18 protein-coding genes are annotated in these 22,764 nt (G+C 70.4%); 8 read left to right on the forward strand and 10 right to left on the reverse strand.

Features of this window, described 5'->3' with window-relative positions:
• The first annotated feature begins 10 nt into the window (after positions 1–10).
• The 3 genes from GGQ91_RS02040 (at position 11) to GGQ91_RS02050 (ending at position 4,440) form a co-directional block, all read left to right on the forward strand.
• Positions 11–3,148 (forward strand): efflux RND transporter permease subunit, encoded by a 3,138-nt coding sequence (locus tag GGQ91_RS02040; protein ID WP_043385575.1) that lies wholly within the window; start codon positions 11–13, stop codon positions 3,146–3,148.
• A gap of 83 nt (positions 3,149–3,231) precedes the next feature.
• Positions 3,232–3,789: a DUF4337 domain-containing protein gene (locus tag GGQ91_RS02045; protein ID WP_043385577.1), complete on the forward strand. Its 558-nt coding sequence runs from the start codon at positions 3,232–3,234 to the stop codon at positions 3,787–3,789.
• A 123-nt stretch (positions 3,790–3,912) separates the two neighbouring features.
• Positions 3,913–4,440 carry a phosphate-starvation-inducible PsiE family protein gene (locus GGQ91_RS02050; RefSeq protein ID WP_043353367.1) on the forward strand — a complete coding sequence of 176 codons (528 nt, stop codon included), beginning with the start codon at positions 3,913–3,915 and terminating at the stop codon, positions 4,438–4,440.
• Positions 4,441–4,506: 66 nt separating this feature from the next.
• On the opposite strand, the gene GGQ91_RS02055 is transcribed toward GGQ91_RS02050, so the two are convergent.
• Entirely contained in the window at positions 4,507–5,025 is a 519-nt protein-coding gene (locus GGQ91_RS02055) for a TspO/MBR family protein (protein WP_182591248.1), read from the reverse strand.
• A 122-nt stretch (positions 5,026–5,147) separates the two neighbouring features.
• On the opposite strand from GGQ91_RS02055, the gene GGQ91_RS02060 reads away from it, so the two are divergent.
• The 4 genes from GGQ91_RS02060 to GGQ91_RS02075 all read left to right on the forward strand — a co-directional run bounded on the left by GGQ91_RS02060 (position 5,148) and on the right by GGQ91_RS02075 (position 9,322).
• Positions 5,148–6,350, forward strand: coding sequence for a trans-sulfuration enzyme family protein (locus GGQ91_RS02060; RefSeq protein WP_182591249.1), 1,203 nt, complete (start codon positions 5,148–5,150; stop codon positions 6,348–6,350).
• A gap of 92 nt (positions 6,351–6,442) precedes the next feature.
• Positions 6,443–6,922 carry a hypothetical protein gene (locus GGQ91_RS02065; protein WP_182591250.1) on the forward strand — a complete coding sequence of 160 codons (480 nt, stop codon included), beginning with the start codon at positions 6,443–6,445 and terminating at the stop codon, positions 6,920–6,922.
• A 128-nt stretch (positions 6,923–7,050) separates the two neighbouring features.
• Positions 7,051–7,980, forward strand: coding sequence for an AEC family transporter (locus GGQ91_RS02070; protein ID WP_182591251.1), 930 nt, complete (start codon positions 7,051–7,053; stop codon positions 7,978–7,980).
• Between the two features lie 112 nt (positions 7,981–8,092).
• Positions 8,093–9,322, forward strand: a complete 1,230-nt coding sequence (locus GGQ91_RS02075) for an acyl-CoA dehydrogenase (RefSeq protein ID WP_182591252.1) — start codon at positions 8,093–8,095, stop codon at positions 9,320–9,322.
• Between the two features lie 175 nt (positions 9,323–9,497).
• Here GGQ91_RS02075 and addB read toward each other — a convergent pair whose 3' ends face one another.
• Positions 9,498–12,662 (reverse strand): double-strand break repair protein AddB, encoded by a 3,165-nt coding sequence (gene addB / locus GGQ91_RS02080; protein WP_182591253.1) that lies wholly within the window; start codon positions 12,660–12,662, stop codon positions 9,498–9,500.
• Positions 12,663–12,924: 262 nt separating this feature from the next.
• On the reverse strand, positions 12,925–14,421 hold the full coding sequence (gene tcuA / locus GGQ91_RS02085; protein ID WP_043385585.1) for an FAD-dependent tricarballylate dehydrogenase TcuA: 1,497 nt from the start codon (positions 14,419–14,421) through the stop codon (positions 12,925–12,927).
• Positions 14,422–14,537: 116 nt separating this feature from the next.
• Here tcuA and GGQ91_RS02090 point away from each other — a divergent pair, with 116 nt between their 5' ends.
• The gene (locus GGQ91_RS02090) at positions 14,538–15,191 is read left to right on the forward strand and encodes a GntR family transcriptional regulator (RefSeq protein ID WP_043357372.1); all 654 of its coding nucleotides are present in this window, start codon (positions 14,538–14,540) and stop codon (positions 15,189–15,191) included.
• A 13-nt stretch (positions 15,192–15,204) separates the two neighbouring features.
• Here GGQ91_RS02090 and tcuC read toward each other — a convergent pair whose 3' ends face one another.
• From tcuC to GGQ91_RS02125, 7 genes are all read right to left on the reverse strand, one after another.
• A complete protein-coding gene (gene tcuC / locus GGQ91_RS02095) occupies positions 15,205–16,512 on the reverse strand; it encodes an MFS transporter (RefSeq protein ID WP_043357373.1) in 1,308 nt (435 codons plus the stop codon).
• Positions 16,513–16,536: 24 nt separating this feature from the next.
• A complete protein-coding gene (locus GGQ91_RS02100; protein ID WP_182591254.1) occupies positions 16,537–17,919 on the reverse strand; it encodes a 2-hydroxycarboxylate transporter family protein in 1,383 nt (460 codons plus the stop codon).
• A 313-nt stretch (positions 17,920–18,232) separates the two neighbouring features.
• Positions 18,233–19,876 carry a porin gene (locus GGQ91_RS02105; RefSeq protein ID WP_182591255.1) on the reverse strand — a complete coding sequence of 548 codons (1,644 nt, stop codon included), beginning with the start codon at positions 19,874–19,876 and terminating at the stop codon, positions 18,233–18,235.
• A gap of 392 nt (positions 19,877–20,268) precedes the next feature.
• A complete protein-coding gene (locus GGQ91_RS02110; RefSeq protein ID WP_182591256.1) occupies positions 20,269–20,958 on the reverse strand; it encodes a metal ABC transporter permease in 690 nt (229 codons plus the stop codon).
• Positions 20,959–21,082: 124 nt separating this feature from the next.
• Positions 21,083–21,361: a winged helix-turn-helix domain-containing protein gene (locus GGQ91_RS02115; protein WP_342142342.1), complete on the reverse strand. Its 279-nt coding sequence runs from the start codon at positions 21,359–21,361 to the stop codon at positions 21,083–21,085.
• Positions 21,362–21,468: 107 nt separating this feature from the next.
• Positions 21,469–22,077, reverse strand: coding sequence for a HupE/UreJ family protein (locus GGQ91_RS02120; RefSeq protein WP_182591257.1), 609 nt, complete (start codon positions 22,075–22,077; stop codon positions 21,469–21,471).
• Between the two features lie 115 nt (positions 22,078–22,192).
• Complete coding sequence (locus tag GGQ91_RS02125) at positions 22,193–22,732, reverse strand: PilZ domain-containing protein (RefSeq protein WP_078947135.1); 540 nt, start codon at positions 22,730–22,732, stop codon at positions 22,193–22,195.
• Positions 22,733–22,764: the final 32 nt, after the last annotated feature.

The raw sequence follows: 22,764 nt of genomic DNA on the forward strand, positions 1-22,764 counted from the left end.
GGATCCGGCCATGCGCCTCAACGTCTCCGCCTGGGCGATCCGCAAGCCCCTGCCCTCGGTGGTCCTGTTCCTGGTCCTGATGATCCTCGGGCTCGTGAGCTTCCGCTCGCTGCCGATCACGCGCTTTCCCAACATCGACATCCCGATCGTCTCGGTGACGATCACCCAATCGGGGGCGGCCCCGTCCGAATTGCAGACCCAGGTGACCAAGTGGGTCGAGGATTCGGTCGCCGGCGTGAAGGGCGTCAAGCACATCCTCTCGACGATCACCGAGGGCACCTCCACCACCACGATCGAGTTCCGCCTTGAGGTAAACCAGGATCGGGCGACCAACGACGTCAAGGACGCCATCGCCAAGATCCGGCAGAACCTGCCGCGCACCATCGACGAACCGATCGTCTCCCGCGTGGAGATCGCCGGCCTGCCGATCATGGTCTACGGCGCCTCCGCGCCCGCCATGACCCCCGAGGACCTGTCGTGGTTCGTGGACGACGTGGTCGCCCGCGGCCTGCAGAGCGTGAAGGGCGTCGGCGGCGTCGAGCGCCTGGGCGGCGTCGCCCGGGAGATCCGCGTCACCCTGAAGCCCGACCGGCTGCTGGCGCTGGGCATCACCGCCGCGGACGTGAACCGGCAGCTGCGCCTGACCTCGGCCGACATGGCCGGCGGCCGGGCCGAGGTCGGCGGCCAGGAGCAGTCGATCCGGGCGCTCGCCGCCTCGGCGAGCCTCGAGACGCTGGCCAAGACCTCCATCGTCGTGCCGGGCAACCGCAAGGTCCGCCTCGACGAGCTGGCGACCCTGTCCGACACCGCCGAGGAACCCCGCACCTTCGCGCGCTTCAACGGCGAGCCGGTGGTCGCCTTCGCGATCTCCCGGGCGAGCGGCGCCAGCGACGCCGACGTCTCGGTGGGCGTCGCCAAGAAGATCGCGGCGCTCCATGCGGCGAACCCGAACGTGCGGTTCGACCTGATCGACACCAGCGTCGTCAACACGATCGGCAACTACCACTCGGCCATGATGGGCCTGATCGAGGGCGCAGCCCTCGCGGTCGTGGTGGTGCTGCTGTTCCTGCGGGACTGGCGGGCGACGCTGATCGCCGCCGTGGCGCTGCCGCTCTCGGTGCTGCCGACCTTCTGGGTGATGAGCGCACTCGGCTTCTCGCTCAACGCCGTGAGCCTGCTGGCGATCACCCTGGTCACCGGCATTCTGGTGGACGACGCGATCGTGGAGATCGAGAACATCGTCCGGCACATGCGGATGGGGAAGTCGCCCTACCGCGCATCCCTTGAGGCCGCCGACGAGATCGGGCTCGCGGTCATCGCCATCACGGCGACGATCATCGCGATCTTCTCGCCGGTCTCCTTTATGGGCGGCATCGCCGGCCAGTATTTCAAGCAGTTCGGCCTGACCATCGCGGCGGCGGTGTTCATGTCGCTGCTCGTGGCGCGGCTGATCACGCCGCTGCTCGCCGCCTACTTCCTGCGCGACCACGGGCCGGACCACGAGCGGGACGGCTTCGTGATGCGCGGCTACACCCGCCTCGTCGCCTGGTCGGTCCGGCACAAGTTCATCACGCTGGTGCTCGGCATCGCGTGCTTCGCCGCCTCGATCGCCTCCACGGGCCTGCTGCCCGCGGGCTTCCTGCCGGCGGAGGACCAGGCCCGCACCCTGTTCGTGGTCGAGCTGCCGCCGGGCGCCCGGCTCCCGGACACGGTCCGGGTCACCGACCGCATCGAGGAGAAGATCCGCGCGCTGCCCGAGGTGAAGAGCGTGTTCGTGGACGGCGGCCGCCAACTGCCGGCCAAGAAGGAGGTGCGGCTCGCGAGCCTGACCATCAACCTCACCCCGAAGAACGCCCGCCACAAGACCCAGAAGCAGGTCGACGCCGAGGTCGCGGCGATCCTGCGGGAGGAGCCGGACCTGCGGTTCTGGGCCCTGCGCGAGGGCGGCCAGCGCGATCTCGCGCTGATCATCGCCGGCCCCGACAAGGCCGTGGTGGCGGAGGTCGCCGCCAAGCTCCAGCGCGAGGCCCAGCGGGTCCCCCACCTCGTCAACGTCATGTCGACGGCGCCGCTCGACCGGACCGAGGTGCGGATCCGGCCGAAGCCCGCGGTGGCGGCCGACCTCGGCGTCAGCACGGACACCATCGCCGAGACGGTGCGGGTCGGCACGATCGGCGACATCGGCATGAACCTCGCCAAGTTCAACGCCACCGACCGGCAGGTGCCGATCCGCGTGCAGCTGCCCGAGCGCCTGCGCGGCCGGCTCTCCGATCTCGAGACCCTGAAGGTGCCGGTCAAGGGCGGGGCCGCCGTGCCGCTCGCCACCGTCGCCGATATCAGCCTCGGCCAGGGCCCGACCGGCATCGACCGCTACGACCGCGCCGTGCGCGTCGCCCTCGAGGGCGACATGCAGGGCACCGATGCGCTCGCCGAGCTGATCACCCAGGTGATGAACCTGCCGACGGCCAAGAACCTGCCGCCCGGGGTGACGATCAGCCAGACCGGCGACGCAGAAGTCATGGGCGAGGTGTTCGAGGGCTTCGCGCTCGCCATGGGCGCCGGCCTGATGATGGTCTTCGGCGTGCTGATCCTGCTGTTCGGCAACTTCCTGCAGCCGCTGACCATCCTGTTCTCGCTGCCGCTCTCCATCGGCGGCGCGATCCTGGCCCTGCTGATCTGCCACATGCCGATCTCGATGCCGGTGGTGATCGGCATCCTGATGCTGATGGGCGTCGTGACCAAGAACGCCATCATGCTGGTGGATTTCGCCGTGGAGCAGATCCGCGCCGGCGTCGACCGGAACGTCGCCATCGTGGATGCGGGCCGCAAACGCGCCCGACCGATCGTGATGACCACCATCGCCATGGCGGCCGGCATGGTGCCGTCGGCGATGGCCTACGGGATCGGCGGCGAGTTCCGCTCGCCCATGGCGGTGGCGGTGATCGGCGGCCTGATCGTCTCGACGGTGCTGTCCCTGGTCTTCGTGCCGGCGATCTTCGTCCTGATGGACGACCTGTCGCGCCTGCTGAAGCGCCTGTTCGGCCGCTTCGTGGGCGAGCGCGACGACCCGGAGGATGCCACGACCTTCGACCCGGCCCATCCGGCCAACGACGGGCATCCGCTGCCGCCGCGGATCGCCGCGGAATAGGCCCCCCGCGGCGCGGTGCATTGCGTCCCGCGCCGCGATGGGCTGTGACTCCCCCCATCGAATCAACGGAGACGCGCTAAACGATGTCGGGTGGTCACGGGGCGATCGAAGGGTCGAACAAGCGCGTGGCGCTGCTGATCTCGGTGCTGGCGCTGTTCCTCGCCTTCAGCGAGACCCTGGGCAAGGCGTCCCAGACGGAGTCGATCGGGGCCAATGTGGAGGCCGCAAACCAATGGGCCTATTTTCAGGCCCGCACCATCCGCTCCACGGTGCTGAAGACCGCCGACGAGGCCCTGGCCCTGCTTCCGCCGGGACCGAACCAGGACGCGATCGCCGCCAAGCGTGCCGAGTGGGCCAAGACCCTGACGCGCTGGGAATCCGAGCCCGCCACCGGCGAGGGGCGCAAGGAGCTGACCGCCAAGGCCCGCGCTTCGGAAGGCCGGCGCGACCTCGCGCTGCTGCGTTACCACCATTACGAACTGGCCTCGGCGGCCTTCCAGATCGGCATCGTGCTGGCATCGGCCGAGGTCATCACCGGCATCACCCTCTTGGTCTTCGCCGGCGGTTTCCTGGGTCTCGCCGGAGCCGCACTCCTCGGCTTCGGCTATCTCGCGCCGCATGCCCTGCCGTTCTTCCACTGAGGAATCGCCCCGCGAGTCAGCGGCGTAACGCCACCCTCGCGTCCGATTGATCGGCCGCGCCCGTCCATGGGCTGGACGCGCGCGCCGGAAGCTGATCGTTTCGGCACATTCCAGGGGGGAATGATGTCAGCTCATTCGGAAGACCAGGGCCGCCTGACGCGGCTCGCCAGCGCGATCTTCCTGCACACCGAGCACGCGATCTACGCGGCGCTCGGTCTTCTGCTCGCCCTCACCGCCATTGTCGCGCTGGTCGATGCCGCGGGGCTCACCTGGGAGGCCATGCGGGCGCTCGGCGGCGCCCAGCAGATCCTGGAGGTGATCGACCGGCTGCTGTTCCTGCTCATGCTGATCGAGATCCTGCACACGGTGCGGGTCTCGATGCGGTCGGGCACCCTGACCTGCGAGCCGTTCCTGATCGTCGGGCTGATCGCCTCGATCCGGCGCGTCCTGGTGATCACGCTGCAATCCTCCGAGATCATGCACGCCAAGGACTGGTCGCCCGAGAAGCAGGCGCTGTTCCAGGCGTCGATGATCGAACTCGGCGTGCTGGCGGGGCTGATCCTCACGATGGTCTTCGCGATCTTCCTGCTCCACCGCGCCCGCGACGACGGGCGGCCGGCCGGCGAGGAGAAGCCCGCCGGCGAATCCTGACGCGGCTCACCCGCTCCGGGTCGCTTCGCTCCGTCCGCGATGACGGAGCGAAGGCCGCATGCGTGCTCAGTTCATCCGCAGGATCGCCGCGTTGAGGAGCGTCGCGAAGCCCACCCAGGCGGCGTAGGGCACGAGGAGCCATGCGGCGATCCGGTCGAACCGCCAGGCCAGCCGGATGGTCCAGAGCACCATCACGAGCAGCATCGCGACGACAATGAGCCCCGCGCCGATCGCGTGGGCGGTGAAGAAGACGGGCGTCCAGGCGGCGTTGAGCACCAGTTGCACCAGGAAGGCCGTCAGGGCGAGCCACCAGCCCGTGCGGCTCGGTCCGGTGCGCGGCATAGTGCCGAGCAGCCGCCAGAGTGCGATCGCGATCATCGTGTAGAGGATCGTCCACGCGACCGGGAACACCCAATTCGGCGGGTTGAAGACCGGCTTGTTCAGGCCGGCATACCATCCCGGGATCTCGGCCTGGGTCGCCATCGAGCCGACCACCGCGGTGGCCGCCACCGGCAGGATCGCGGCGGCGAGCCGTAGCCAGCGCGACAGAGGCGCCCCCTGGGGGACGTGTATGGCGGCCGTCATGATCGTTCGTCTCCACCGGGCAGGGCTTGCGGGCGTGGCTTGCAGGCGCGGGTTGCGGGCGTGGCTTGCCGGGGCCAACGCGCCGTGGCACGCGGCCGTCTCCATCCGCCGAGAATCGCCAGATGTCACTGCCTAACGCGCCGCAGGGTCCGTCGGATAGCCGCAGCGACGCTGCGCCGGGATTCACGCCCCGAACCCTCGCGGCCCAGGCCATGGGCCGGATCGAGCCCGGGACGCGGGCGGTGGTCATGCCGCTGCACGTCTCGACCACCTTCATCCGCGATCCCGACAACGGCTACAGCTCCGGCTACAGCTACGCGCGGCCCGACAACGCCACGGTGCGCGAGGCCGAATCCGTCCTGGCGATGCTGGAGGGTGCGGAGGCCGGCGCGCTGCTGTTCGGCTCCGGAATGGCGGCGGCGACCGCGGTGTTCGGCGCCCTGGAGCCCGGCGACCACGTGGTCGCCGGCACGGTCATGTACTGGGCGCTGAAGCGCTGGCTGCGCGAGGAGGCGCCCCGGCGCGGCCTGACGCTCACCTTCGTGGACACGGCCGATCTGGATGCCCTGCGCGCCGCGGTCGCGCCCGGCCGGACCCGGCTCGTCTGGATCGAGACCCCCGGCAACCCGCTCTGGACGGTCACCGACATCGCCGCCGCCGCCGAGATCGCCCACGCGGCGGGGGCACGGCTCGCCGTCGATTCCACGGCCGCCTCGCCGGTGCACACGCGTCCCCTGGAACGCGGTGCCGACATCGTGATGCACTCGGCCACGAAGATCCTGAACGGCCATTCGGACGTCGTGGCGGGCGTGCTGGCGGGCGCGCGGGCCGACGCGTTCTGGGATCGGATCCGGGGGATCCGGGCCGGCAGCGGCGGTATCCTCGGGCCCTTCGAGGCCTACCTGCTGATGCGCTCGCTCCGGACCCTGCACCTGCGGGCCGCGGCACAATCGGCGGGTGCCCTGCGGCTCGCCGAGCGCCTGAGCGGGAACCCGCTCGTAACCCACGTCCTCTATCCGGGACTGCCGGACGATCCCGGGCACGCGATCGCCCGCCGTCAGATGCGGGACGGCTTCGGCTTCATGCTGTCGATCCGGGTGGCCGGCGGCGAGGCCGGCGCCATCGCCACGGCGGCGCGGGTGCGGCTCTGGAAGCGGGCGACCTCCCTCGGCGGCGTCGAGAGTCTCATCGAACACCGCGCCTCGGTGGAGGGCCCGGGCAGCCCCTGCCCGCCGGATCTCCTGCGCCTGTCCACGGGCATCGAGGACACGGAGGACCTGTACGGCGATCTCGACCAGGCTCTGCGCAGCGCCCACGGGGGCTGATTGTCGAGGGCGGTTGGTGCCGAACGGGTTCCTGGCGCGTTGTGCCGGCAGTTCCGACGGCGCACGCCGCCACAGATCGCGAGTCCGACGACATGACGACCCGTTTCCGCGCGATGGTCCCCGGCACCTTCGCGCTGCTCACCCTGGCGCTCGCCCCGCTCTCGGCGCGCGCCGACGCCGTCCCGACTCTCGATGTCGAGCGGACCTGCCAGTCGGCGCAGGTCACCAACACGTCCATCAGCGACAAGGCGAATTACGACGGCTGCCTCCGCTCCGAGCGCGAAGCCCGGAAGGAGGCCGAGCGGCACTGGAGCAGCTACACCCCCGCCGCCAAGCGCCAGTGCGAGGATCAGTTCAAGGCAGGCGGCTATCCGTCCTACGTCGAGATGGTGACCTGCCTGGAACTCGCCTCCGGCACCGTGCCGACGCAGAGCGACGAGGGCGGCCGCGCGGTGGGCGGTCCGGGCTCGCCGCGGGACGTGAAGGTACAGCGCGAAGGCGCCGCCAACCTCACCAAGGAGCCGCCCGCGAGCCAGCGCACGGATCCCATGAAGGTGCTGGAGAACAAATAGGCCCGCGCGCCGGAGACCGTCCCGGCCGCGGCGGGCGCCGACGAGCCATTCTCCCGGCGCCTAGGCATAGGACCGAGGCGGCGTGCTAAGGGCGGTCATCCCCGCCTTCCCGCACGCCGCCCGGATCCGTGAACGCCCTCGCCATCATCGCCCCGATCTTCGGGATCGTCCTGATCGGCTGGGCGACAGCCCTCGCGGGCCTTCTCTCCGACAAGGTGAGCGACGGTCTGTCGGAATACGTCTTCGCCGTCGCCGTCCCGGCCCTGATCATCGCCACGCTGACCAAGCCCGGCATGAGCGGGACCGTCACATGGTCCTACTGGGTCGCGTATTTCGGCGGCGCCGCGATCTCGTGGTTCGTCGGCACGCTGATCGCCCGGCGGCGCGCCGGGATCGAGCGGCGGGGCGCCATCCTGCACGGCTTCGCGGCGAGCCAGTCGAACACGGTGTTCGTCGGCGTGCCGATGATCCTCCAGGCCTATGGCGAGGAGGGCGCCTTCCCGCTGTTCATGCTGCTCGCCGTCCACCTGCCGCTGATGATGGGCAGCGCCACCTTCCTGATCGAATCCGATTCCGGCCTGCCGGTCCTGGCGCGGATCCGGGGGCTCGCCCTGGTGCTGCTGCGCAACCCGATCTTCGTGGCGCTCCTGATCGGCATGGCGATGAAGGGGCTCGGTCTCGCGCCGGTCGGCATCGCCCGATCGCTCATCGACGCCTTCGCGGGCACCGCCTCCACCTGTGCGCTGGTGGCGCTCGGAGCCGGCCTGAAGCGCTACCGGGTGCTGTTCGACCTCAAGGGCGCCCTGGTCATCGCCCTCCTGAAGAACCTCCTGCACCCGCTGGCGGTCTGGATCCTGGCCTTCCACGTCTTCGCGATGCCGGCCGCCTATGCGGGCGTCGCGACCCTGTTCGCCGCCATGCCGGTGGGGATCAACGCCTACCTGCTGGCGGCGCGCTACAAGACCGAAACCGGGATGGTAGCGGCCTCCGTGCTGGTCTCGACCCTGCTGGCGCCGCTCACCACCCTGGCGTGGCTGATGCTCCTCGGCCGGGCGTGACGGCGGCGCCCCGGCGTCACCGCGCGCGTTGGACGGGGCGTTTTCCGGGTCTAGGGTAGGCGCAAGCGCGGGTCCGCGAGGCCCGGCGCATCCCTGCAGGCGAGGAATTTCGATGAACGCTCCGATGCGCCCTCCGGGCAGCGCCTCCCCGTCGGCCCCGGCCTCGCCCCGCTTCGTCTGGGACGATCCCTTCCTGCTGGAGGATCAGCTCACCGAGGATGAGCGGGCGATCCGCAACGTCGCCCAGAGCTTCGCGCAGGAGCAGCTCCTGCCAGGGATCGTCGAGGCCTACGCGAACGAGACGACCGATCCGGGCCTGTTCCGCAAGATGGGCGAACTGGGCCTCCTCGGCGTCACCCTGCCGGAGGAGTATGGATGCGCCGGCGCGTCCTACGTCGCCTACGGGCTGGTGGCGCGCGCCGTCGAGGCGGTGGATTCCGGCTACCGCTCGATGATGAGCGTGCAATCCTCCCTCGTGATGTACCCGATCCACGCCTACGGCTCGGAGGAGCAGCGCCAGAAGTTCCTGCCGAAGCTCGCCTCGGGGGAATGGATCGGCTGCTTCGGCCTCACGGAGCCCGATGCCGGCTCGGATCCGGCCGGCATGAAGACCAAGGCCGAGAAGATCGACGGCGGCTACCGGCTCACCGGCGCCAAGATGTGGATCTCGAACGCGCCCTTCGCGGACGTGTTCGTGGTCTGGGCGAAATCCGACGCGCACGAGGGCGCGATCCGCGGATTCGTCCTCGAGAAGGGCATGAAGGGCCTGTCGGCTCCGACGCTCAAGGGCAAGCTGTCCCTGCGCGCCTCCACCACCGGCGAGATCGTCATGGAGGGCGTCGAGGTCGGCGAGGACGCGCTGCTGCCGAACGTCTCGGGGCTGAAGGGGCCGTTCGGCTGCCTCAACCGGGCGCGCTACGGCATCTCCTGGGGCGCAATGGGCGCCGCCGAGGATTGCTGGCACCGCGCCCGCACCTACACGCTGGAGCGCAAGCAGTTCGGTCGCCCCCTGGCGCAGACCCAGCTCGTCCAGAAGAAGCTCGCCGACATGCAGACCGAGATCGCGCTGGGCCTCCAGGCCTCGCTGCGGGTCGGGCGGCTGATGGACGAGGGCAAGATGGCGCCGGAGATGATCTCGCTGGTCAAGCGCAACAATTGCGGCAAGGCGCTGGACATCGCCCGCACCGCCCGGGACATGCACGGCGGCAACGGCATCATGGGCGAGTACCACGTGATGCGCCACGCCCAGAACCTCGAGACGGTGAACACCTACGAGGGCACCCACGACGTCCACGCCCTGATCCTGGGCCGGGCGCAGACGGGGCTGCAGGCGTTCTTCTGAGCCCCGGGGGACGCGCCTGCCAGCCGATCCCGCTTCTGAGGTGCAGCGGAACCGCCTCGAAAGCGGAGCCCAGGGATCGCGGCGCCGTGCGGACTCCGCCTTCGAGGCATTAGCAGCGCTCCGGCGTCTCAGGATGCGGGCGCGGGCGGGATGAGTTCGGCCCGATGGGACGGCGTCACTCCCCGCCCTCCTCCCCGCCCAGCGACCATTCCAGCACCCGGGCGAGGTGATCGTAGGCACCGTACTTGCTGGCGTATTGCGGATAGGGGCGCGCCGTATAGGCGGCCTCGCCGGTCATGAACCGGGCGAGCAGACCCCGCAGCCGCTCGGCGTGCTCGGCCACGATCGCCGCGACGGCGCGCTCCTCGCCTCTCGGCGGCTTCACCGGCACCGGCACGAAGGGCTTACGCCCGCCCGAGGCGTGGACGTAGAACAGGTCCGGCGTGACCGTCACGGCCGGCAGATCCGGGAAGGCGCCGTGCATGAGCATCGCGGCCTCCAGGGTGAGCTGCGGCGAGAAGCCGGAGAAGATCTGCTTGGCAGAGGGCGGCGTGCCGGTCTTGTAGTCGACGATGCAGGCAGTGCCGTCCGGGCGCAGCTCGATCCGGTCGGCCCGGGCGCGCAGCGTAAAGGTCTCCCGGCCCATCGGGATCACCCAGCGCCCGGAAACCTCGGGGTGGATCCGGCTCAGCCCGGGCCGGCGCTGCGTCTCCCAGTCGAGATAGGCCGCGGCCATGCGCTCGTAGCGCGGCCACCACTCGGCGTAGAGGTTCGGGTACTCCGCCTCGATCTCCGCGAAGGCGTTCACCGCGAGGTTCAGGAGGCGCTCCGCCGGATCCGGGGGCAGATCCTGCGGATGCCGGCGGGCGAACTCGGCGAAGACCTCGTGCACCAGGGAGCCGCGGGTCGCGACGCTCGGCGCCGCCGCCAGCGGATCGAGAGGGTCGAGCCCGAGCACGTGGCGGGCGAAGATGCTGTAGGGATCGCGCACCAGCGTCTCGATCTCGGTGACGCTGAGGGAGCGCGGAAACAGCGCCGGGTCCGGCTTGGGCGCGGGGCGCTTCAGCCGCGGCTCCGGAGGGGCGGCGTCGAGCCGGGCCGCGAGGCCGTTGAACCGGCGCCCGGCGTCCAGGACCGTCTCCCAGGTTGCGTCGCCCGAGAGCGCGCGCAGGCGCTGGATCAGCCGCGACGGCACGGTCGGCGCGCCTTCGCGCTTCAGGGCCCGGGTGATCACCGCGTCCCGGCAGCCCAGCGCCTGCACGAAATCGTGGGCCATCTGCCCGATGCGCCGCTCGGGCGGGTTGAGGCCGACCCGCTCGCGCATCGGCCGGTTGAGGAACGAATCGGTCAGCGTGCGCACCGGCCAGACGCCCTCGTCGAGCCCGCCGAGCACCACCCGGTCGACAGAGAGCAGGCGCGCCTCCAGCAGGCCGAGGATGCGCAGTCGCGGATGCGGCGCCTCGCCCGAGCAGGCGACGGTGCGTTCCCGGGCAAGCGACGTGAAGAAGGTGGCGTAATCGTCGAACCGACCCGGCATCAGGTCGGGCTCGGCCATCTCCAGATCGTCGAACAGGGCGTCGAGGCAGGACAGGGATCCGTCCGGCTCCTCCTCGGGGGCGTCCTCCGGCCCGGCGATCAGCTGGTCGCAGGCCTCCCGATGGCGTGCGGCCGTCGCCACGAGGTCGCACGCCCCCGTCCCGTCCGGGCCCGGGAAATCCCGGAACACCAGATCCAGCCGGTCGAGCAGGTCCGCGGCCAAGTCCCAGTCGATATCCTTCAGGCGGCGCTTGGCCCGGGGTCGGCGCTCGGGCGGTCCGGCGCGCTCGGCGGCGAGGGCATGGCGCAGGCCGTCGAAACCCGGGGCCGGAACCGGGCCGCGCAGCAGCCCGATCTCCAGGGCCGCGGCACCCCGGACCACCTCCGCGCGTGGCAGACCAAGATGGACCATCGGGTGCGAGAGCAGCGCGATCAGCCGGGCCGGGATCGTGTCCGCCTGGCTGCGGGCGAGATCGGCGGCGAGTTCCGCGGCGAGCCGGGCGAGCCGCCCGGCCGGGCTTCCGGCCAGGGACAGGCCGGCGGAATCCTCGGCGACGATGCCCCAGCGCAGGAGTTCGACGGCGACCCGGCCGGCGAGCCCCCGGTCGGGCGTGATGAGGGCCACGGTGGCGCCGGGGGTCTGGAGGGTCTCGCGCAGCGCCAACGCCGCGACCAGCGCCTCCTCGCGCTCGTCGGCGGCCTCGGCCAGCGCCAGTCCTTCGAGGCCGCGCCGGGCGACGGTGTCGCGCTCGGCCGGGTCGAGGGCGGCCCAGGCGTCGGTCGTGTCGGCCGGCCGCAGAGCCTGCGACAAGAGCGCGGCCCGCGCAGCCTGGCCGGCGTCGGGCGCGCCGAGGGCGACGATCTCCGCGCGGTCCAGGTTGAGGTTCTCAGGCCCGAGCAGCCGGTGCAGCACCGCCTGCGGGTGGCCGTGCGCGATGACGCGGGAAAAGCCCTCGCCGGTGTCGATGCCGTCCCAGCCGGCCGCGTCGAGGTCGAGGTCGAGCCCGGGCAGCACCACCGCGCCCCGCGGCAGCTTCGCTACGGCGGCGATGAGGCGGGCGGTGGCGGGGACCGAGCCGAGCGAGCCGGCGACGATCACGGGGTCCGGCGTCGCATTGCGCGACAGACGCCGCTCCTCGGCCAGCACGAGGCCGCGGGCGCGGGCGACGGGATCGGCGAGGCCCCGCTCGGACAGAAGCTTCGGCCAGTTCTCGGCGGCGATCTTCACGAAGTCGAGGGTCAGGCCGAAGTAGCGGGAATATTCGGCCTCGACGGCGGCGCCGATCTCCGACCAGGGCAGACCCTCGACGGTGAGGGCGTCCATCAGCCGTTCGAGATCACCGGCGAGGCCGACCGCGTCGGCCGGGGAGGACGGCACGAGGAACGGCACCTCGGCGTCCAGCGGCAGCAGGGTCCGGTCGACGGTCTTGGCCCAGGCCTGGACGAGGCGGGCGAGGATCAGCCGGCGCTCCAGCGGAGGCATCGGCGCGCTCAGGGGATCGGCGTTGGCCTCCAGCAGCGGCTCGGCGGCGAGGTCGAGTTCCGCCTCGTCGGCCTCCCCGAGAGGAATCATCCGCGGCAGTAGGGTGGCCCGACCGGGCGCGTCCCGGCCAAGCCTCTCGGCCAGGATCGCGCCGAGCGCCCGGGCGGCGCGGCGGGTCGGCAGGTAGATCGTGACGGCGGCGAGCGCCAGCGGATCGTCCGCGACCGGCCCGACGAGCCGGCCGGAGAGCAGCGCCTCGGCGAGCGTCGGAAGGAACGGGACGCCGCGGGAGATGGTGAAGACGGCGTGTCGGGCGGGCATGGGCGGGCTTCTACGCCCGCCGAGGCGGCTCGGACAGGGGGCGCGGGGTCGAGATGCGGGGATCGGACGGGTCTCCCACGCGCCCTCCCCCGTCTGCGGGCGACCGGATTCACATCTCAGTCTGGCAGCACGGGCACCGGAGGACGCGCGGGTCCCCTCCCCCACGCGGGAAAGGGGGGGCGCGTCGGGCCCGGTCCGGGCCGATGGGCAAGCACCCTAGCCCCCACGGAAGACGGAGCCGGTCGCGCTCGGCCGAGGGTCCTCAGCCCCGCGCCCCCGCGGCGGCGCCGTAGCCGGCGCGGCGGCCGAACACGACGCCGGAAGTCAGCCCCGAGCCGCCGGGATAGCCGTTGAAGAACACGCCGCCCACCATCTCGCCGCAGGCGTAGAGGCCAGGGATCGCACGGCCGTCCTCGCGCTTCACGCCGCCATCGTCGCCGACCTCGACGCCGCCATAGGTGAAGGTGATGCCGCCGGTGACCGGGTAGGCTTTGAACGGCCCGGTCTCGATCGTCTGGGCCCAGTTCGACTTCGGCAGGGCGAGACCCTTCGTGCCGCGCCCGTCCTTGACGGTCGGGTCGAACGGCACGGTCCCGTCCACGGCGGCGTTGAAATCCGCGATGGTCCTCTTCGCGGCTGCGCGGTCGATGCCGTCGAGCCTGTCGAGGAGCCCGTCCAGGGTATCCGCCTCGACGAAATGCGCGTCGTGGAACCGGTACTCGCTGTAGAGCAGGTGATCGACCTTGGCGTCGAAGATCTGCCAGGCCACGTGGCCGGGCTGCTCCATGATCGCGCGGCCGAACTGGGCATAGGTGTAGTTGCGGAAATCCTTGCCCTCGTCGACGAACCGCTCGCCGTTCGCGTTGAGCATCAGCCCCAGGAAGTAGCAGATCTTCCGGTAGTGCTTGCGCTCGCCGTGCGGCAGGTCGAGGTTGCCGTAATCGGGCGTGTGCAGGTCCATCGGCGTGGCGTGGCAGCCGCCGTAGAAGCCGTGGGCCTTCGCGCCGAGGTCCAGGGCCATCTGGAGCCCGTCGCCCTGGTTGTGCGGCGTGCCGCGCACCCGGGCCTTGTCCCAGCCCTCGCCGATGAAGCGCGTCCGCAGGGCGGCGTTCGACTCGAAGCCGCCGCAGGCGAGCACCACGGCCTTGGCGCGGAAGGCTCCCTGCGGCGTCTCCACGCCGACGACGCGTCCGTCCTCGACGGTCAGCCCGGTGGCCGGGCAGCCGTAGCGGATCGTACCGCCGGCCTCGGTGAAGGCCTCGAGCTCGGTCCGGGCGAGGCCGAAGCCCTCGTCGTGGGTGGCGAGCGTCAGGCCGCCCCAGAATACGAAGCGCCCCTCCTTCTCGAAGGATTGCCGAGAGTAGATCGGCTCGAACTTCACGCCCTGCGTCGCCAGCCAGCGCAGGGCCGCGCCGCTCTCGTCGATCAGGATGCGCTGCTCGCGCGACAGCGGCCGCCCGTCGTTGAAGCCGAGCAGGTCCTTCTCGAACGTCTGCGCCGTATAGGCGCCGAAATCGGTGCGCGGCAGGCGCGGATCCTCGGGGTCGGCCAGCAGTGGGATCAGGTCGTCGTTGCCCGCGTAGACGAAGCGCATGGCGCCTGCCGTGTAGGCGGTGTTGCCGCCGGCGAGATCCTGCTCCGCCTTCTCGATCATCAGCACCGAGGCGCCGCGCTCCAGGGCGGCGAGCCCGGCGCTCATGGCGGCGTTTCCCGACCCGACCACCACCACGTCCCACTGCGCGTCGCCCGGGCGCTGCATGCCAACCTCCTCTTCGCCGTTCGGCCTCGCGTTATTGTATACGAGTGCATGCAATATGCCGCAAGCGTTTCGGCGGCGTCGGTTTCGGGCTATGGCCAAGCCGAGGAGAGCCGGGAATGAAGGCGAGCGAATCGGAGCGCTCCAGCGGCGCCGGCGCCTATGAGCGGCTGCTGCGGGCGATCGAGGAGGGCGAACTCGCGCCCGGCAGCCGCCTGCGCGAGGCGGAGCTGGCCGAGCGGTTTCAGATCAGCCGCACGCCGGTGCGCGAGGCGCTGGGACGGCTGGAGGCGCAGGGCCTCGTCGCCCACGAACCGCACCGGGGCGCCAGCGTGGCGCAGCTCGATTACGGGCAGGTGAGCGAACTCTACGATCTGCGCGAGGTGCTGGAGGGGACGGCCGCCCGCCTCGCGGCGATCCATGCGAGCGCGGTCGAGACCGAGATCCTGGAGGAGATGGTCGCCCGGGACCGGACGCTGCTGGGGGACGCGCCAGCGCTCGCGCGGACCAACCGTCTGTTCCACCGGCAGATCCACGGAGCGGCGCGCAACCGCTTCCTGCAGAGCACGCTGGAGACGATGCGCCTGTCCCTGGTGCTGCTGCCGGGCGCCACCACGCTGGCGGCCCCCGACCGCGCCGCGGAGTCGCTCACCGAACATGCCGCCATCGTGGCGGCGATCCGGGCGCACGATGCAGACGGCGCAGAAGCGGCGGCCCGGGCGCATATCCGGGCCGCGTTCAAGGCCCGGATCCGGATCTGGCAGGAGAGCTGAGCGGCGATCGCCCTCAGGCGTGGGCGGGCACGCGCCCCAGTCCCGGCCGGCCCCGGAACAGCGCGAGCGTCGCGACGATGCCGCAGGCGGCCGCCGCCATGAGCCAGTAGCTCGGCGCCGCTCGGTCGCCGGTCTTCTCGATCAGGAAGGTGGAGACCATCGGCGTGGCCGTGCCGAACAGCGCGGTGGCGAGGCTGTAGGCCAGCGAGAAGCCGCTGGCGCGGACATGGGCCGGCACCACCTCGGAGAGGGAGACCACCATCGCGCCGTTGTAGACGCCGAAGAAGAACGAGAACCACAGCTCGACGGCGAGCATCTTGCCGAAGGTCGGATCGGCCACGAGCCAGTGCAGCGCCGGGTAGGTCGTCAGCAGCGACAGGGTCGAGATCGTCAGCAGCACCGGCTTGCGCCCGATCGCGTCCGACAGGGCTCCGCCCACGGGCAGCCAGATGAAGTTGGTGATCGCCACGAACAGCGTCACGATCAGGCTGTCGGTCTCGGTGAGCTTGAGGACGTTCCTGCCGAAGGTCGGGGTGTAGACGGTGATCATGTAGAAGGTCACCGTGGTCATCGTGGTCAGCATCATGCCGAGCAGCACGATCCGCCAGTTGGCGGCCACCGTGGTGAGGATCTCGCGGGTGGTCGGGTGGCGGGTCCGCTTGGCGAATTCCTGCGTCTCCTGGAGCGAGCGCCGGATGAAGAAGATGAACGGCACGATCAGGCAGCCGATCAGGAACGGGATGCGCCAGCCGAAATCGCCGATCTGCTGCTTGGTCAGGAAGGCGTTCAGCCCGTAGCCGATCAAGGCGGCGAACATGATCGCCACCTGCTGGCTCGCCGACTGGAACGAGGTGTAGAAGCCGCGCCGCCCGGGCGTGGCGATCTCGAACAGGTAGATCGAGACGCCGCCGATCTCGACGCCCGCCGAGAAGCCCTGGAGCAGGCGCCCGGCGAGCACGATCAGCGGGGCCGCGACGCCGATCGTGTCGTAGCTCGGGCAGAAGGCGATGAGCACCGTGCCGCTCGCCATGATCGCGAGCGTGATGATCAGGCCCTTCCGGCGCCCGATCCGGTCGATATAGGCGCCCAGCACGATCGCCCCGAGCGGCCGCATCAGCGCCCCGAGCCAGAACGTGCCGAAGGTCAGGAGCAGCTCGGTGGTCTCGTTGCCCGCCGGGAAGAACGCCCGCGCGATATAGGTGGCGTAGAAGCCGAACAGGAAAAAGTCGAACATCTCCAGGAAGTTGCCGCTGGTCGAGCGGAGGATCGCTCCGATCCTGGACTTGAGGGTGGCCTCGACGGCCCCGGGATCACCGGCCATGACGACGTCCTTTCCGGGTGCCCGTCAGGCACCGATCCACTTCATGGCGATGATGGTGCCGGTCACTGTCAGCGCGCCGCCGATCCGGGTGGCGATCTGCGCGAAGGGCATCAGCGCCATGCGGTTGGCCGCCGTGAGGATCGCCACGTCGCCGGTGCCGCCCTGGCCGCTGTGGCAGGCATTCACGATGGCGGTCTCGATCGGGTACATCCCGAGCCAGCGCCCGACGACGAAGCCCACGATCATCAGCGTCGCCACAGTCGACACGATGGTGATCAGGTTCACCAGCGTGAAGGCGGCCATCAACTCGTGCCAGGGCGTCATCGCCACGCCGATGGCGAAGAGCAGCGGGTAGGTCATCGAGACCTGCACGAACTTGTAGACCACGAAGCCGCCCGCCTGGAGATGGGGCGACACCGCGCTGGCGAGCTTGGCGAACACGGCCAGGAACAGCATCGCCACGGGGGCCGGCAGGCCGACGAGATGGTGGGCCATGACGCCGAGCAGGTAGAGGGTGATCGCCGTCAGCCCGGCCGCGCCGATCGTGGCGGGGTCGATCTGACCGCGTGCGGCCTCGGACTTGGCCTGCGCATCGCTGGATTTCATCTCGTCCGAATCGGGCTGGAGCCGCCCCTCGCCGGTGAGGTGCGGGTAGCGCTTGCCGACGGAATTGAGCGTGCCCGACAGGATGATCGCCGTGAGCGAGCCCAGCATCACCGGCGGCAGAACCTGGGCGAAGACGACGCCCTGCTGCACGCCCAGGATCGCCGCGTAGCCGATGGAGAGCGGGATCGCCCCCTCGCCGACACCGCCGGCCATGATCGGCACGACGATGAAGAAGAACGTCTTGTAGGGGCCGAGGCCGAGGAGCGTGCCGACCAGCGTGCCGACCAGGGCCGCCGCCACCGAGCCGAGGGCGAGCGGCGCGAAGATCTTGAGGAAGCCCTTGATCAGGACCTCGCGGTCCATCCCGAGGATGGAGCCGACGATGATCGTGGCGATGTAGATGTAGAGGAAGTTGGTGAACTTGGTGAAATCGGTGATCGCCTTCACCATCTGCGGCGGCACCAGGGCGTAGTAGACGAGCGCCGAGGGGATGAAGGTCGCGAAGATTGCGCCGGCCCCGATGTTCTTCAGGATCGGGATCCGCTTGCCGATCTCCGCGCAGGTGAAGCCGCCCATCACCAGGACGGCGATCATGGTCGGCCCGTCAGGCTTGATCTCGCTCTCTTGGACCAGAACGGTGAGGAGGATCGCCAGCACGACGAAGATCGGGAGCGGTATGATGCCGATCTTGAGGTCGATGAGGCGCCACCACACGTCCGGCCAGAACCGGGTCGCGCGCCCGTCTCGGGTACGGTCTTTCGACGGTGATGGGATCGGGCTCGTCGAAGCGGTGCTGGTCATGGCGTCCCCCCCGGATATCTCGCCGCCTGCGGGCCGTTTCGCCTTTCGCCGCGCCGTCGCGGCCGCGTGATGGGACGCGGTCCGTCGAGTCCCGCACGGTCGGCGGAGATAAAGTGACATTCGGCGTATCAGCGTCGAGAATGGGCGGCAACGCGACCCGCGGAACAAAGGGCGCCACCTGTCCCGTAAGCCGGGATTAAAGACCACTCCCCATCGTTGTGCGCATGACAATGGCCCGGCTGGGTGCCGGGCCTCGAAGTCGGCGGGCACGGCGGCAGGCGACGGGACCACGCGCCGCCACCGGCTTTGCCGATCAGAAGTCGCGCTGGACGCGGAAGCGGACCTGCGAGACCGAATCCTGCGTCACGGTGCGCGGGACGAAGGTGCCGGCGTTGATGCCGGCGACGTTGGCGTAGGCGGTGGGGCTCTTGTCCAAGTCGATCACGCGGCCGCTTTTCACGCCGACCTGGGTGTAGAAACCCTCGACGCCGATATCGAGATCGCGGACCGGTGACCAGATGAGGCTGGCGCCCGCCACGACCTGGTAGGTGTCGCGCAGGGCCTCGCTGATCGCGTAGAACCGTGTCCCCGGCAACCCGACGGCGCTGGCGCCGAACCTGTTGGCGCCTCTCGGATTCGCCAGTCCGAAGATCGCGCCCTGCCCCAGCCGGGCGCTCCGATCGAAATCCTGCTCGCCGTACGATCCGAAAAAGGCCGAGCGCCATTCCGGCGTCCAGTAATGCAGAAACGACGCGACCGCCGAGAAGGCCCGCGACTCCCGCAGCTGGCCGGTGAACGGGTCGATCGTCGCATCCGAAAAATACTGATTGAATTTCTGTCCGTGATATCCGGCGCTGGCTTGCGTATAGCTACCGGCGAAGGCCGAATATCCGGCATAGATCTGCGCGCCATTGCTGTAGGCACTTTGCAGGTAGAGGGCGTCACCCAGCGCGATGAACGGGGTGTTGATCTTCAGGCCGCCCTGGACCGCCCAGCCATACGCGGTGCTGGTGTGCGGGATGCTGAGGTTGGAGCCGGTGCCGATACCCGCGCCGTTCTGCACGTTGCCGACGTTCAGCTCGTGGACGGCGGCCGAGACCTGAGCCGAGCCCCAGGCCTGGTCGAGGCGCAGGGCGCCGACGATGTCGGGCACGCGCGAGCGCTCAATCGCGTCGACGAAGCTGTACCGCGAGGGTAGACCGTCGGTGTAGCCGATGAACACCGGCGCGGGTGCGCTGGTTTGCGCGAAGTTCGCGAGCGTCGCATTGTTCTGGAGACCCGCCGGATTGTTGGTCGGCGAGAAGATCGGGCTGCGACGGTAGACCGGATCTTCCGCCGAGACCGTGGTGGACAGGCCGTTGCCGAACGTTGCCGTGTAGGCGAGCAGGTTCGTCGAGGCGACGTCGGAGCCAGCGGTGGCACCGTAGATCTCGAAATCGTGGGCGTAGAAGTCGAAGAACGAGGATGCACGCCCGGCGGTCAGCCCTGCGAACTGGATGAACGCCTTGTCGGCATTCACGTGCTGCTGGTCGCGGCCGAACTGGTCGATGCCCAAGCCCGGAAAAGCGTTGCCGATGCGCTGCTGGGTCCCGGACGTGATGTAGCCCGTCCGCGCGATGGCATCGAGGCGCGCGAAGGCGCGGAGCGTGCCGTAGGCGGTCTGGGTGCGGGCATCGAGGTTGATGCGCATCCGGCCCTGGTAGCCCGACGTATCGCCGCCGTTGGCATTCTGCCGTGAGTAGCTGGTCATGTAGCCGCCCTCGAACCGGGCGCGGCCCGAGATACGCAGGCAGGTGTCGGTGCCGGGAATGTAGAAGAAGCCGGCGCCGTACGCGCCGCAGACGCGGACGTACTCGATCGGAACCGCCTTCTTGACCGGGAGGTCGGCGGCATGAGCTGCGCCTACCGCCGCGAACGCAGCAGCAGACCCGAGCAATGAGCTCTTCAAGAGCTTCATAGACATCTCCAAAGCTTCGAGACCCAATGATGCGGACGTGCCCGGTTGTCCGGGTCTAGCCGCACGTTCTGTAGGTTTGGCCCGCGTCTTAGGTGGCAGGCTCCTGCGGGCTCTCGCTTGGCGATGCCCCCGTGCACGATCACCATGTGCGAACGGGTTTCGGCGAGCAACGAGGATTCGTGAGCGCCTTGGCAGTTCCAGAGTGATGTTGCGGCCCCGCAACATTCCCCGGGTGATTTAGTCGGCAACGGGTCGCGCAATGTGCACGAATGCTGTCCTGACAGGCCGATGTGCCGCATCGACAGGCAGGACGCCGCCCGGCTCGGATCCCGGGCCGGGCGGCGCGTCAGCGTCTCGCGATTCGCCGGCGACGGGGCGCCGGCGGATTTCCCTCACATGGGCGGCGTCAGGCCGTCCTTGCCGACGGCGACCCGCCGGGCGGTGACGCGGCCGTCATCCCCGCGCGCAACGATCACGAAGACCTTGGCGCCGGGTGCGACGGCCGACGCGTTGGCAGGCTCGAAGCTGACGACCGGCGCCTGCGGTGGCACGAGGATCTGCAGGGACTGGCCCTGGCCGTAATCGACCGTGAGGGTCCGCTCCGCGCTGCCGCTGCTCGCCTTGACCGTCCCGTTGGTCATCGCGCTCTTCACGCGGGGCGCGTCCGGCGCGGTCGCATGCACGTCCGCCTTCACGGTGCCGTTCGTCATGGCGCTCTTCACCGGCGCCCCGGCCGCCGTGCGGTCGGGAATCATGTCCCAGTCGTAATGCCCCTCGCCGGTGCCGCGCATCGCCTCGGGGAACAGGACGACCTCGAGGGCCACCGGGGGCTCGCCCTTGGTGGCCGTGCCGATGAAGACGCCGTCCTTGATCGCGTCCAGGCTCGACGGGACGACCCAGGAGACCTTCGCGTCGGGGGCGAGCACCACGGATTCCGACGCGCCGTCCAGGGTCTTCACGGTGAAGCCATCGCCGGAGACCGCTTCGACGGTGCCGCGCAGGCGCTCGATCTTCGGGGCCGCCTGCGCGCCGGTGACGACGGCCAGCAGGCTCGCCAGGACGAGCGTCGGTAACTTTGTCATGTCGGGTCCTTTTCCTGCCGCCGGGATCGATGCGACCGGCGGGACGTGGGGCGGCTTGGGGCGAGGTCAGCCCCGGGGGGCCTGTGACATCGCACCCCGGATATCGCGCCCGGGCCCGGGGCGGTTACGTGTCCCCGACCTGCCCGAGCCGCCCCAGGAACGGGGCGGCCGCCGCCTCCGCGGCCGCCTCCACGGCCCGGTACCGGCGGACCACATCGGTTCCGAAGTCCGAGAGACGGGCGCCGCCTCCGGCCCGCCCGCCGGTCTGCGCCTCGACCACGGGCCGGCCGAAACCGGTGTTCATCGCCTCCACCAGCATCCACGCCCGCCGGTACGACATCCCGAGCGCGCGGCCGGCCGCCGCGATGGAGCCGTGCTCGGCGATCATCTCCAGAAGCCGCACCTTGCCGGGACCGAGGCGGTGCCCCGGCCCGAGATCGATGCGAATGCTCAGGCGCGGCCCTTCGCCTGCGGCGGAGGCTCGCCCCGGGACCCTATCGGCCGCCGCACTCAGGCGGGCAGCACCAGAAGGGCGAGACCGGCCGCGGCGAGGCCGGCGCCGAGGGTCGGCGCTGCCCGCGTCGCCCCGATCCGGGCCGCCGCGACGCCGAGGCCGATCCCGGCCGCGTGCAGGAGCGCGGTGGCCGCCAGGAAGCCGAGTCCGAAGGTCAGGCCTGTGGCGGTCTCCGGCATCTCGGTCCCGTGGGCGTAGCCGTGGAACACCGCGAAGACGCCGACCAAGCCGGCCAGGAGGGCGACCGGCGCGCGCAGGCCGATGATGGCGGCAAGGCCGAACACGACGATGGAGAGCGCGATCCCGACCTCGACATGGGGCAGCGCGAAACCGGCCATGCCCAGGCCGGCCCCCACGCTCATCAGCGCCAGGAAGGACAGGGGCAGCGCCCAGAGTGCGCGTCCGCCGCGCAGGCTGGCGAGGAGTCCGACCGCCACCATCGCGAGCACATGGTCGGCGCCCATCAGCGGGTGGAGGAAGCCTGCCTCCGCGCCCGTCGCGGCTCCGTGGCCCGGATGGGCGAGCGCCGCCTGGGGCAGCAGGATGAGCGCGGCCGGCAGGAGCGCCAGGGACGCGGCGGGTCGGGAGGAGAGCAGACGCTTCATCGGAAATCCTTCGCTGGATCTGCGAAGATGTAGCGCCGTTCCACCGCGGCTGCGAGGGGCCGGCGGCCATCGCCGCGGGGCGCCTCCCCGGATCGGGCCGCCCCGGGTCGGCGCGTCAGAACGACATCGCCTCGTGGACCGCAGCCGGCTCGAACGGCTCCGTGAAGGCGACCCCGACGCCGTGCGCGAAGTGGCGCATCACCGTCGCGGCCTTGTGCCCCACCTGGATGGTCGCGCCGATCTCCAGTTCGTGGTCGACGAGCAGCGCCACCCCGGAGGCTGAAACGTTGAGCACATGCCCCAGGAAGGCCTGGCCGGAGGCCGTCGTGACCTGGACGATCTTCTGCTTCGGCACGATCCGCTTGTGGGCCCGGATCGGCTCCGGCTGCAGGTCCTGGGCGCGCGCCAGCGTCACGAACTGTCGGGCGAGGTCGGCGAGGATCGCGCGGCCACCCCGGACGCAGGCGACGAATTCCTGACCGGCCACTTGGGCGATGCGCGCTTCCAGCGTCCCGACATGGCGGATGCTGCAGGTCAGGTCCTCGCCGATCGCCAACAGCGAGGAGGAGCGGAAGCGGATCCCCTCCGTCGAGACGTCGGCGGTCACGGCGTAGAAGTCGCGACGGCGCTGGTTCCAGCACAACGCAGGCAACATGACGACGTGCCGCCGGACCATCACACCTGCAT

Source organism: Methylobacterium fujisawaense, assembly GCF_014138435.1.
GTDB classification, from domain to species: Bacteria; Pseudomonadota; Alphaproteobacteria; order Rhizobiales; family Beijerinckiaceae; genus Methylobacterium; species Methylobacterium fujisawaense.

What these genes read in the sequence shown, in the direction of transcription:
- GGQ91_RS02040 (WP_043385575.1), top strand. Translation starts at nt 11, where the DNA reads ATGCGCCTCAACGTCTCCGCCTGGGCGATCCGCAAGCCCCTGCCCTCG.
- GGQ91_RS02045 (WP_043385577.1), top strand. Translation starts at nt 3,232, where the DNA reads ATGTCGGGTGGTCACGGGGCGATCGAAGGGTCGAACAAGCGCGTGGCG.
- GGQ91_RS02050 (WP_043353367.1), top strand. Translation starts at nt 3,913, where the DNA reads ATGTCAGCTCATTCGGAAGACCAGGGCCGCCTGACGCGGCTCGCCAGC.
- GGQ91_RS02055 (WP_182591248.1), bottom strand. Translation starts at nt 5,025, where the DNA reads ATGACGGCCGCCATACACGTCCCCCAGGGGGCGCCTCTGTCGCGCTGG.
- GGQ91_RS02060 (WP_182591249.1), top strand. Translation starts at nt 5,148, where the DNA reads ATGTCACTGCCTAACGCGCCGCAGGGTCCGTCGGATAGCCGCAGCGAC.
- GGQ91_RS02065 (WP_182591250.1), top strand. Translation starts at nt 6,443, where the DNA reads ATGACGACCCGTTTCCGCGCGATGGTCCCCGGCACCTTCGCGCTGCTC.
- GGQ91_RS02075 (WP_182591252.1), top strand. Translation starts at nt 8,093, where the DNA reads ATGAACGCTCCGATGCGCCCTCCGGGCAGCGCCTCCCCGTCGGCCCCG.
- addB (WP_182591253.1), bottom strand. Translation starts at nt 12,662, where the DNA reads ATGCCCGCCCGACACGCCGTCTTCACCATCTCCCGCGGCGTCCCGTTC.
- tcuA (WP_043385585.1), bottom strand. Translation starts at nt 14,421, where the DNA reads ATGCAGCGCCCGGGCGACGCGCAGTGGGACGTGGTGGTGGTCGGGTCG.
- GGQ91_RS02090 (WP_043357372.1), top strand. Translation starts at nt 14,538, where the DNA reads ATGAAGGCGAGCGAATCGGAGCGCTCCAGCGGCGCCGGCGCCTATGAG.
- tcuC (WP_043357373.1), bottom strand. Translation starts at nt 16,512, where the DNA reads ATGGCCGGTGATCCCGGGGCCGTCGAGGCCACCCTCAAGTCCAGGATC.
- GGQ91_RS02100 (WP_182591254.1), bottom strand. Translation starts at nt 17,919, where the DNA reads ATGACCAGCACCGCTTCGACGAGCCCGATCCCATCACCGTCGAAAGAC.
- GGQ91_RS02105 (WP_182591255.1), bottom strand. Translation starts at nt 19,876, where the DNA reads ATGAAGCTCTTGAAGAGCTCATTGCTCGGGTCTGCTGCTGCGTTCGCG.
- GGQ91_RS02110 (WP_182591256.1), bottom strand. Translation starts at nt 20,958, where the DNA reads ATGACAAAGTTACCGACGCTCGTCCTGGCGAGCCTGCTGGCCGTCGTC.
- GGQ91_RS02120 (WP_182591257.1), bottom strand. Translation starts at nt 22,077, where the DNA reads ATGAAGCGTCTGCTCTCCTCCCGACCCGCCGCGTCCCTGGCGCTCCTG.
- GGQ91_RS02125 (WP_078947135.1), bottom strand. Translation starts at nt 22,732, where the DNA reads ATGTTGCCTGCGTTGTGCTGGAACCAGCGCCGTCGCGACTTCTACGCC.